General features: G+C 41.9%; 11 protein-coding genes. 4 read left to right on the plus strand and 7 right to left on the minus strand.

Going from position 1 to position 11,430, the window contains the following annotated elements; genetic code table 11:
* Positions 1-643 precede the first annotated feature (643 nt).
* The 4 genes from OQ5_RS0103165 to aroB form a co-directional block, all read right to left on the minus strand.
* Positions 644-886 (minus strand): hypothetical protein, encoded by a 243-nt coding sequence (locus OQ5_RS0103165; RefSeq protein ID WP_141638848.1) that lies wholly within the window; start codon positions 884-886, stop codon positions 644-646.
* A gap of 64 nt (positions 887-950) precedes the next feature.
* Positions 951-2,186 carry a 3-phosphoshikimate 1-carboxyvinyltransferase gene (locus OQ5_RS0103170; protein WP_016776110.1) on the minus strand — a complete coding sequence of 412 codons (1,236 nt, stop codon included), beginning with the start codon at positions 2,184-2,186 and terminating at the stop codon, positions 951-953.
* Between the two features lie 142 nt (positions 2,187-2,328).
* Positions 2,329-2,619, minus strand: a complete 291-nt coding sequence (locus tag OQ5_RS23365; RefSeq protein WP_176694050.1) for a hypothetical protein — start codon at positions 2,617-2,619, stop codon at positions 2,329-2,331.
* On the minus strand, positions 2,573-3,628 hold the full coding sequence (gene aroB / locus OQ5_RS0103180; protein ID WP_016776112.1) for a 3-dehydroquinate synthase: 1,056 nt from the start codon (positions 3,626-3,628) through the stop codon (positions 2,573-2,575). Before aroB ends, OQ5_RS23365 begins: the two co-directional genes overlap by 47 nt.
* A gap of 446 nt (positions 3,629-4,074) precedes the next feature.
* Here aroB and OQ5_RS0103185 point away from each other — a divergent pair, with 446 nt between their 5' ends.
* The 4 genes from OQ5_RS0103185 to folE all read left to right on the plus strand — a co-directional run bounded on the left by OQ5_RS0103185 (position 4,075) and on the right by folE (position 7,870).
* On the plus strand, positions 4,075-4,530 hold the full coding sequence (locus OQ5_RS0103185; RefSeq protein WP_016776113.1) for a hypothetical protein: 456 nt from the start codon (positions 4,075-4,077) through the stop codon (positions 4,528-4,530).
* Positions 4,527-5,132: an outer membrane beta-barrel protein gene (locus OQ5_RS0103190; protein WP_016776114.1), complete on the plus strand. Its 606-nt coding sequence runs from the start codon at positions 4,527-4,529 to the stop codon at positions 5,130-5,132. The genes OQ5_RS0103185 and OQ5_RS0103190 overlap by 4 nt, the downstream gene beginning before the upstream one ends.
* 81 nt (positions 5,133-5,213) lie before the next feature.
* Entirely contained in the window at positions 5,214-6,344 is a 1,131-nt protein-coding gene (gene dprA / locus OQ5_RS0103195) for a DNA-processing protein DprA (protein WP_016776115.1), read from the plus strand.
* A 902-nt stretch (positions 6,345-7,246) separates the two neighbouring features.
* Positions 7,247-7,870 (plus strand): GTP cyclohydrolase I FolE, encoded by a 624-nt coding sequence (gene folE / locus OQ5_RS0103205; protein WP_016776117.1) that lies wholly within the window; start codon positions 7,247-7,249, stop codon positions 7,868-7,870.
* Here folE and OQ5_RS24155 read toward each other — a convergent pair.
* From OQ5_RS24155 to OQ5_RS0103215, 3 genes are read right to left on the minus strand one after another with little or no spacing between them, the layout of a single operon-like run.
* Complete coding sequence (locus OQ5_RS24155; RefSeq protein WP_255297358.1) at positions 7,859-8,293, minus strand: DUF4249 family protein; 435 nt, start codon at positions 8,291-8,293, stop codon at positions 7,859-7,861. The two genes, folE and OQ5_RS24155, sit on opposite strands and share 12 nt — an antisense overlap.
* On the minus strand, positions 8,241-8,828 hold the full coding sequence (locus OQ5_RS24160; protein WP_016776119.1) for a DUF4249 family protein: 588 nt from the start codon (positions 8,826-8,828) through the stop codon (positions 8,241-8,243). Before OQ5_RS24160 ends, OQ5_RS24155 begins: the two co-directional genes overlap by 53 nt.
* Positions 8,828-11,161 carry a TonB-dependent receptor gene (locus tag OQ5_RS0103215; protein ID WP_016776120.1) on the minus strand — a complete coding sequence of 778 codons (2,334 nt, stop codon included), beginning with the start codon at positions 11,159-11,161 and terminating at the stop codon, positions 8,828-8,830. The genes OQ5_RS24160 and OQ5_RS0103215 overlap by 1 nt, the downstream gene beginning before the upstream one ends.
* Positions 11,162-11,430: the final 269 nt, after the last annotated feature.

Consider the following 11,430-nt stretch of genomic DNA (forward strand, 5'->3'; position numbering starts at 1 on the left):
AGCAGTGATTTTTTATAAAAAACCTTGCACATCCACAAATAAGACAAAGTTATAACATTCTCAAAATACGCCTAATGTTTGTTTTTCAGCATAAGGGCTTAATAAAGGTGCAAATGAAAGCAGGAAATCTGCTATCTTTAAAGGTGAAAATCACAATGACTACAGATTATTAGATTAAGGATCAAAATGGATTGTACATCCTAATCTTTCAGGTGGTACATTAGGCTGAGAAATTGTTTAAAATGGTAGTCTGGGGACTACAGTTGTAAAACGACGAAGTCAGAGACTTCGCCGAGCGGGGATGCTTTTATTTCTTGATATTTGAGCATCTCATGACGAAAATTTATGAATTAGCCAGGTTAAATCACTTTTCAATAAGGAGGAAAATCTTTGTAAAAACTTTGACGCGTACCAAATTTGAGAAACTCGATTGTCCCTTTATTAATGTAAACCCCAAATCTGTATTGGCCATATTTAATCTTAAAAAACTTTCCTTTACTGGTCAATGGCTCACAATGTAAAATTTGCCTGGAACTTTCAGCCGCTTCACATTCTTCAATAACCTTTTTTACCAGCTCTTTTTCTTTTCTATCTTTTAGCCGCTTTATGTCCTTCAAAAAAGAATTTCTGAACTCAACATGCATTACAATTCTTTTAAGATATCCTCTTTAGAGACTTTTTTCGATTTCCGGGCATCTTTACAAGCTTTTAGCAGGGAAATATTTTCCAAATCGTCATCATTAAGCAGATGAACATCTTTCACCCCCTTGAAAAGCTGCAATGCCTCAAGAAGGCGTTTTTTATCAGTACCGGAGTCTATATCTATTACTATTGTTGCCATATTACAAATATACAAAAAATGGAAATCTTTATTTTGGTTCTTCATGAAATTTGATTTAACGATCCAATCATGTTCCATCTGCGCTTATCTGCGTGCATCTGCGGACACTTCAATCCTGGTTCTCAATAACAAAACCGGCTTTTCCCATATCGTCCCAAAAGCCAGGGTACGATTTCCTGACCACTGAAGGATTTTCGATTTGCAAAGCTCCCTGGGTGAGGCACGCGGGTGCAAAAGCCATGGCCATACGGTGATCGTGATAAGTATTTAAAAGTGGCCGATCCTCTTCTTCTTCCTTTGTACCATCCCAACAAAGATCATCAACATTGTTGGTGGTGAAAACAAAGCCAAGTTTTCGGGCTTCATTTATAAGTGCGGTAATGCGATCAGTCTCTTTAATTTTAAGCGTATGTAGTCCGGTAAGATGAAACGGAATACCCAGGCAGGCACAGGTTACGGCAAATGTTTGTGCCAGATCGGGCTGATCCGTAAAATTGTATACAAACCGGTTGGTAGTTTCGCCTGTACAGGTGAGCACCAGTCCTTTTTGCGAAAATTTATGCTTCACACCCAGCGATTCAAAAAGTTCAGCAACCTTTGAATCGCCCTGCAAACTGTAACGGTCTAGTCCTTTTAGAACAACGGAGATGCCGCTCCCGCCCAAAGCTGTAATCTGAAACCAGTAAGAGGCAGCGCTCCAATCGGCCTCGACTTTCACTTTAACAGGCGTCATTGGCTGTTCGGGTACGGTAATCGTATCGTCTTTCCACACCGACTTTACACCATATTGCTCCATCAGTTTGAGTGTAAGATGGATGTAAGGTCTGGAGGTAATATCACCGATAAGCTTCAGCGTAAGACCATTGGAAATACGAGGAGCTATCATCAGCAAGGATGAAATGTACTGACTGCTGATATTTCCGGGTAATTCGAGTGTTTTCCCCTGCAGAGAACTACCGAATATTTTCAGCGGCGGGTATCCTTCTTTTTCAAGGTAATCGATTTTTGCACCTATTTCGCGCAAGGCATCCACAAGAACACCAATAGGACGTTCTTTCATACGTTCGCTCCCGGTAATGGTCCACTCCCCTACTATCCGTGACAGGAATGCGGTAAGAAAACGCATGGTAGTACCGGCTGCTCCTACGTTAAAAATAGTGGCATTGGAATGCAATGCCGTATAGAGAGCGCGCGTATCGTCACTATCCGACAGATTTTTTACCGGCCAGGGGCTATAAGACAACGCGTTGAGTATCAATAACCGGTTACTGATACTTTTCGAGGATGGCAAATCAATAATTGCCGGTTTCAATTGATCGGGAGGATGTATTGTTAGTGTTTGCATAGTTTTCGAGTTACGAGTTTTGGGTTTTGAGTTTTGAGTTTTGGGTTTTGAGTTTTGAGTTTTGGGTTTCGAGTTTTGAGTTCTAGTTCGGGGTTTCGTGTTCCTTCAATTGGTCAATTGCACATTGATCATTGATCATTGATCATTGAAAAATCTGTGATATCTGTGGTGCACTCTCAACCTCAACCTTAGTCCCAACATCAATTTGCTGGTTGCTGGTTAATTGGTTAATTGATAATTGGTAATTGGTAATTGATAATTGAAAAATCTGTGTCGCGCGGCTATGCCGCTTGCTTGCAAGAATCTGTGGTGCACTCTCAACCTCAACCTTAGTCTCAGCCTCAACCTCAACCTCAACCTCAACCTCAGCCTCAATTAATAATTGACTACTCCCCCATTGCCCTGAAAATTTCATCTCTGCTGCAATCAACATCAATCACCGGTTTTCCGACACCGGCGAGCAAAGTAAAGTTTATTCTCTCTCCTTTGTTCTTTTTATCGTGTTTCATCAGAGCATACAAATCACCAAAATCGGATTCATTAAAATTATGATGCCCATACATCTCTGTAATATATCTTTCTGCTTTTTCACGAACTGCAGCAGGGAACTTCAGCTTTTTTTCGGCCAGGCGCAACTCAGCAACAATCCCCCAGGCTACGGCATAACCATGGAGTACAGGTTCCCCCTTTTTCATAGACAGACTCTCGAATGCATGGCCAATGGTATGTCCCAGGTTCAGGGCTTTCCTTATGCCACTTTCACGGGGATCGCTCTCAACGTATCGGTCTTTCACCAGTACCGATTCCGCCACCAGCCCTGAAAGCCCCTTTGCAGTAATATCCGATGGACCCATGACCATCAGTTTTTCAAGTGTTTCGGATTTATCGATAAGGGCATGTTTCAGCATCTCTGCATATCCCGACAAAAGATTTTCCCGGTCGAGTGTCTCAAGAAACTGAATATGGATCAGAACCATTTCAGCCAAACGAAAAGCCCCGATTTCATTTTTAAACCCGTTAAAGTTAATTCCGGTTTTGCCTCCCACCGAAGCATCCACCATTGCAAGTAAAGTGGTAGGCAGGTTAACAAACGGGATACCTCTTTTATAGGTAGCGGCAGCGAATCCTCCCAAATCGCAAGGCATTCCCCCGCCGAGATTGATCAACAGAGAATGACGCGAAGCTCCTTTATCGGACAAAAAGCGCCAGACAGACGACAATGCTTCTATATTTTTAAAATCATCGCCCGACCGGATGGTCATTGTACGCTCCCCGGTAATGCCGGACGCATCCTTAATTAGAGGGAGACAATGGCGGTAGGTCTGGTCATCTGTCAACACAAACACCTTGTCGGGTGATATTTTTTTTATCAGTAATTCCAAATCCGTTACAGGATTATCGCAAAGCGATACAGAGGCAGATTTTGCAGGTAATGGTTGCATGCTCAGGTATATTATAAGACTTCTATTATTATCCGTTAAACTTTTTCAATATACTGTAAACCAATTGTTTGCATCTAAATGGGTTTGACTGTTAAAATGCAGTAGATCAAGGTCGTAATAATCATCTTACATCTTATATCTTAAAATCTAACGATCTATTGTTATTAAGCCCGGTCTAAAAGGCATCTTTGTTGCCGGACTCATTGATGCAAAAATAAGATTTTTTATTGAGCCCGAATTTTTATCTTTGTTCAGCGTAACCATAATCAGTAAAAAAAGCCTAAACGCGGAGACGCAATGACGCAAAGTTTTTATTATAAGAGAGAATTGTGGTTTGTGTCACTAATTGTGTAAACAATCAGTCAGGGTCTTGTGAATTATACATGCTTTAAAAAGAATCAACAAACCGGGTCATCGTAATAGCGGGTCCCAAAAATATAGAGGTTATGATCTCAAACAAAAAACAATCGTCGCGGGCGCTGCTCATATTTACCGGAATATGGGCCGGACTGCTCATTGCTTTTGGCATTTCTTTTATGGATTTCATTAAAGTTCCGGTCTGGATACAGGCTGTTCTTGCCGGATTGATCGCCCTTGCAGGTCTTTTCTTTTATCTCGGTGGCTTTTATTATATTCAGGTTGAGGTTGAAGGTAATAAATATCTGATGGTAAAGCACTACAACCTGTTCCCGATAGGAAGAAAATTCAAAGCATTTAAAATACCATTAGGACAAATCCATCATCACGAAATAAAGTCTCGTCTGGCCGGTCTCACGCTTTGGTTGATCATTTATCAGACAATGCAGGGAGGTATTGCCAAATATCCGGCAGTAGGTCTGACTGCAGCAGGCTCGAAAGAAAGAACAGAGATTGATGAATATCTGTCAAAACTTGAAAAATGATAAAACGCAGCTTTATTGCATTCATCTTTCTGGCAGCTTTTGTTATTACATCTCATGCCCAGTACACAAAGGAAAACTGGATCATCAGCCCGAAGATTTCGTTTGCCGACTACTCAGATAAAAATAACTGGGAAGGCTACTCCATCAGTAAAATACCGCCGGTTTCTTTTTTTGCCGAAAAAGGGGTCAATTCTTTTTTTAGTGCGGGAGGTTTTCTTGGTTACAACAGGGACAAATATACCAACGATACCATTCCTCAAAATGTGATGCGTTATAGTACCTTTATGGCCGGGGCAGTAGCTACAATACATTATGCACACTGGATTGAAAGCCTTAGCGGATACAGTATTTTTCTGGGCGATTTCGATTTTTATGCCTCAGCTTCCTTTCAGCTGGCTTTCAGCAAAACCAATGAGCAAAATTTTTGGAACAGTGAAACCGAAGATTTTTCAAATCATGAAAGCAATGAAGTAAACTTCAGAATACGCCCGATTCTTGGCATACGATATTTTCTTACCGATCGGTTTTGTATGCTTCTTGAAGCCGGAAAAGGAAATCCGGGAATGATAACTACGGGGGTATCCTGGTTTTTAGGCAACTGAGTCAATCAGTGTTATGTGCAGAAAGCCTCAAACATAAAAAAATACTATTTTTACCTCATAAACTCGAAACCCTGAATAACAGTGACTGAAGATAAACTGCAACACCGCATAGCCCTGAGCCTGATCAAAGGGATAGGTCCCAAACTGGCCCGGAATCTTATTGCATACCTGAACTCCGAGTCGGCTCTGTTTGAAGAAAAACTTCCTGTTTTGGCGAAAGTTCCCGGGATAGGCCCTGCACTTGAACAGCTTCTTCGAAACATTGACCGGAAAACACTTCTAAAACAGGCTGAAGAAGAATGCACATTTATTCAAAAGCACAACATCACCCCTGTTTTCTTTTCTGACCCGGCATATCCGGGCAGACTTTCATATTGCGAAGACGCCCCCCTGATGATCTATTACCATGGCAATCCATGCTACGACGCGCCGCGAACACTAGGCATTGTCGGAACACGCACCCCTACGGATGAAGGAACGGAATTGTGCGAAAAACTGGTCGATGAACTGGCTCGTCGCCATCCGGGTACGGTTATCGTGAGCGGATTGGCTTATGGTGTTGATATTTGCGCACATAAGGCTGCCCTTAAAAATAACCTCCCCACAATAGGGGTGCTGGCGCATGGTCTTGACCGGATCTACCCTTCCATTCACAGGAATATCGCCAAAGAAATGATAAAAACAGGAGCACTTTTGACAGAATTCAAGAGCAAAACTGTTCCCGACAAGCACAATTTCGTACAGCGTAACCGCATTATTGCCGGATTGTCCGATGCCGTTGTGGTGGTTCAATCTGCCCGAAAAGGCGGGGCGCTTATTACCGCAGAACTGGCACGCGACTATAACCGCGATGTACTGGCCTTTCCGGGAAGACCGGGAGATACCTTTTCAAGTGGTTGTAATTATCTTATTAAATCAAACATTGCTGCCCTAATAGAATCTGTTGAGGACCTTGAATATGCTCTTGGATGGGAAACAGGTAAGCAACAACCAAACGCTGTTCAGGGAAACCTTTTTGCAACCATCGAAACCGAAGACCAGCAAAAAATAATGGAGACCCTGATTGAAGAAAAAGAATTAAATCTGAATCTCCTGAGTCTGAAATGCAGCATTCCGATCAGTAAATTGTCTGCTACCCTTCTCGATCTTGAATTTAAGGGCCTGGTAAAAAGCAAGCCCGGAGGTATTTACCGCGTGGTTCTTACAAGTTGAACTATCATAAGTAGTGTCTGTCCATAATAACAACAGATCATTAGATTTTTAGATGCAAGATGTAAGATAACTCGTGAGATATTGATAAACTGCATATTAGCAAACAAGTATTGATGGGTATAAACAATTGGTTTGCAGTGCATTGTAAAAGTTTAACGGAGTATTGTAATAATAGACCGTTAGATTATTAGATTTAAGATATAAGACGATTCGTATCCCATTGAAAATCTGTATTTTACCAAAACAAGCTTATATATATAACCAATTAAATATAAAGTGTTTACAAAAGCTTAACGGACTATTGTCATAAAGTACCATTTGCTGTGTTACGCTTGCCGCCCAAATACTCATTTGCGAAAAGTAAACTCCGTTTTTGGCGGCTTTGCAAGCCTTGCAACTGACACTTTCTGAACAGACGCACATATTGTAAAAATTTATGCGAGTTCATAGACACGCACTAAGTAGAAGCTGTAAATTTTGCATGGTATAACGAAGCTTTTCTCGAGCGGCTTTTGTATTTTTGTCTTTTCAAAACTAAATAGTGTCTGTCCATAAAGTACCATTTGCTGTGTTACGCTCGCCGCCAAAATCCTCATTTACGAAAAGTAAACTCCGGTTTTGGCGGCTTCGCAAGCCTTGCAACTGGTACTTTCTGAACAGACACACAGATTGTAAAAATCTTTTGCGAGTTTATAGACGAGCACTAAATAGTGTCTGTCCATAAAGTGCCATTTACTGCGTTACGCTCGTCCGAAAATTACTCATTTACGATGAGTAAACTCCGTATTTTCGGACTTCGCAAGCCTTGTAAATGACACTTTCTGAACAGACACATGATCAGAAACAACTTTTGCGTAATTTATAGACGGAAACTAAATACAGAGACGTACTAAATATCTGTCATGGAACATACATTAAACGGTGAAAACGGATACGCCAAAATTGAATCTTTTGACGATAAAATCACCAACGAACTAAGTTCACATTACCAGGAAATACTAAAGCTACTGGGTGAAGACGAAACGCGCGAAGGACTTGAAAAGACACCGCTTCGCGTAGCCAAAGCGATGCAATTTCTGACACAGGGATACAACATGGACCCGGAAGAAATCATTAAATCGGCCATGTTTCAGGAAGATTATCAGCAAATGGTGGTGGTGAAAGATATAGAACTCTACAGTATGTGCGAACATCACATGCTGCCGTTCTTCGGTAAAGCCCACGTGGCTTATATTCCCCGGCATCACATTACAGGGTTAAGTAAAATTGCCCGTGTGGTGGAGGCCTATGCCCGCCGGTTACAAGTGCAGGAACGCCTGACCACCCAGATAAAAGAATGCATTCATAAAACCCTGAATCCCCTCGGTGTGGCGGTTGTTATTGAAGCTCAGCACATGTGCATGCAAATGCGGGGTGTGCAGAAGCAGCATTCGGTTACCACCACATCTGATTTTACAGGTGCTTTTCTTAAAAACATGGCCACACGCGAAGAGTTTTTCAATATCATAGGATCGTCATTGCATTAAATCATCTTCAGTGAACCGATAAGATGCATATTTGGCGGAAAATGCGGTAAAAAACCCAAGGGCTCCGTTCGTTACGTTCCCTTTAGCATTTGCCGGAGGCCCGCTGAACAAGGGATATCTGCGCCTGTTTTCACGCTGGACAGATTCAACAAAACGATAATATTCCTCCGTTATCCCGCACATTTGAAGAGTAATAACATCATCTGGTTCAAACAGGTCGTTATTACTTCCTGCATCGATTGATTGTATCCAGACTCCGTCGGCGGTTCCACCGTCAAAAAATTTATCGCTGACAATGCTGAACTCCGATAAGTTGTCGGACATTAAGCTCCCGTTTTTATAGACACGAAACAAATAATAATCCTCTGTTTCAGGATTGTCGCTTGCATAAAGCAAAAACCTTCCATATCTCCCATCCTTCATCGTAAACCATTTCTATCGAGTCGGGGGCCGTAACCGGCGGCAGATAGCTTCTTGCAGAATAGCTCTCTTCAACACCGTCGTCATCTATATCAACACCCGAGATAGAAAGAGAATAGGTTTTCCCGGGCTCACCCTCAATTTCTCCGGAACTGATATAAAATCCGGGTAATTCTCCGGATTCGACAAGTCTTTCAATCTGCTCTCCATCAGAAAGAAAGACATCAGCCCCTGATACAGGCGGCGAAGCTGAATCATTAAAGAAAGAAACCGACTCAGTCAGTCTCACATAATGCATTTTCTGGTCGCTCATTACCATTCCATCGACGACCAGCCGCCTGGACACCGATTCGAGTTCCAGTTCAATGGTTTCGGTGCAACCACTGCCCGCGTATAGTATTATCGCTGATGCCAAAATCATGAAGAGCTTCCTGAAATGCCATCTCCACTGTTCAGAAGAAATCTCCGGTAAAGCATGACAGATTACTCCAGGAATATAACTATATTTTTTCTCCGACATCTCAAAAGCATATAACATTAAAACTCAAATTTATACGACACAGAAGGCACGATAGAGAACAAATACGTCTTCTCGGCTCTTATCTTATACGGGTCTGATTGATCGTTTAAGAAATTAATCGCCCAGGCATTCTTCCTTCCATAAACATTATACAGGGAAAAAATCCACTCTCCTCCTTTCGAATTGCCTTTTTTACTATGCAACGTCAACGATAAATCCAGTCGATGATAATCGGGCATTCGTTCAGCATTTCGTTCCGAGTAGAGAGGAACCATTTCTCCGCTTATCTCGTAGCGTCCCACCGGCATTGTTACCGGCGATCCTGTATAATAAACCCAGTTTCCTGATAAAGAAACACGCGATGAAAGCCGGTAATTCATAAATACAGAAAAATCGTGCGTATGATCATAAGGTGAAAGATAAGGTTTACCTTCGTTGATATCAGGAGCTACCCGTTCCGATTTCAGGAATGTATATCCAATCCATCCACTGATTCGCCTTGTGTTCCATCTCGAAAGGAGTTCAAACCCTCTTGCCCAGGCTTTCCCCTGTCTGACTTCACGTTCGATGGTCTCATTCAATATCAGATCGGGATGATCTTTAAAATCTATGGTATTTTCCATCCATTTATTAAAAACTTCGATGCTGTTTTCAAAAACCCCATTTCTGGAAGTTTGAAAAACACCAAGAGAAACCTGGTCGGCAACCTGCGGCGCTATATTTGGGGAAGCAGGAAACCAGACATCCAGCGGTGTCGATGAAGTAGAATTGCTGGCCAACTGAATATACTGGCGAGTCCGGCTGTAACTCAATTTTGCGGACAGCCTGGAACTCAAAAGAACAGAAACACCTGCCCTCGGCTCCAACCCGTGAAAATAATTAAATATTTCACCCGAACGATAGTGTAAAGTATCCGTAACATCATAATTATTGTCAAATTCAAACACCTTTCCCGGACCGATATTCTGGAACAACGAGTAACGCAATCCCAGCCTTAACAGAAGCCACGGGGCTAATTCGCCGGTATGGCTGATATATATTCCATGTTCCAGCGAATTGTTCTGTGGCAGCTTAATTCTTTTGAAAAGAGAATTCTCATCGGGGCCTGAAACAACGCCTGGGTCGATGCGGTGATATGTAGTCCTGTTTCCAAACCTCAAAGTGCTTGACGAGTTTATGAACCAGGAAAAATCACTGCCGAACATGTAATCGTTAAATTCTGACAACCATTCCATGTCCTCAATATCGTTTTCCGAAGTACCCAGAAAATAATCATACCGGCTCCTCACCAATGTAAAATTGGCAAAAAGCGAAGGCGAAAAAACGTGGTTCCAGCGAAAAGTAAAGGTTGTATTTCCGAAATCGAGACGAGCCATGTCATCAGCAAATACATCACGCCCAATATATCCACTAAGAAAAAAACGGTTTTTACTGTTGGCAATCCAGTTGAACTTTATATTTGTATCATAAAAGTAAAGATTGTTGTCATGAATTTCTTCATCGGGAGCCAATGGCAGGAACAGATCAATATAAGTGCGGCGTCCGCTGATAAGAAAAGACGCTTCGTCTTTGACAACCGGCCCCTCCAGGTTCAGACGGCTTGAAATAAGCCCGATACCGGCCGAACCTTCAAACTCCTTCATGTTGCCTTCTCGTGTACGCACATCGAGTACAGAGGACAGCCTGCCGCCTTCCGAGGCAGGAAAGTCACCCTTGTAAAGCTCGATACTTTTAACCGCATCGTTGTTAAAAACAGAAAAGAAGCCTAACAGGTGCCCGGCATTGTAAACAATGGCCTCATCCATAAGCAACAAGTTCTGATCGGGGTTTCCTCCCCTGACGGTAAAATTACTCGAACCTTCACTTGTTGCCGAAACACCGGGTAACATCTGAACAGCTTTCATCGGATCGGTTTCTCCCATCAAAACGGGAATATTTCGAATCGAGGATGACTCCATTTTTTCGAGTCCAATCAAAGGAAACTTTGAGGAATTAATGTCTCCTTCACCTGAAATTACAACTTCTCCAAGGGTTTGTGTTTCGGGTTCTAACTCAACAGTTACCATTTTACTACTACTCACCTTCATTTCATAATCGTTGTAGCCTAAAAACCCAAATTGTAGAATATTTTCCCCGGCCGGAATATCCAGAGAGAAATAACCATAGACATTTGTAACCGTCCCTTTACCAGTGCCTTTAATAACGACAGTCGCACCAACAAGCATTTCGCCGGTTCGAGCATCCTTCACATAGCCACTCACCGTTAACGGCTTAGGAGCAGGGGATACACCCGAAACAGTAACATCAGCAAAAAGAAGTATACTTACTATTAATAAAAGATAATATCGCATTTCTATGTCTACATACAACCCCGTAAATATCCTGAAAAGGAAAATTGTTTACAAATTTTTAATTAATACTCCGTTAAACTTTTACAAATATCTAATTGCCCTGTTCAACCAGGTTGATAAACACAACTTTAGGCGCTTAGCGCATAAAACTAACCAACATGTTGTTTAAGTTGACTAAATCCTCCGCAGGGGCTTTTTTTCAGGCTTGTCCTGAAAAAACATAGTACCTTATCTCTGATTTTGTTGTATTTTTTGGCAAAATATTTTTT

The organism is Anaerophaga thermohalophila str. Valhall, from assembly GCF_000250735.1.
Taxonomy (GTDB): Bacteria; Bacteroidota; Bacteroidia; order Bacteroidales; family Marinilabiliaceae; genus Anaerophaga; species Anaerophaga thermohalophila_A.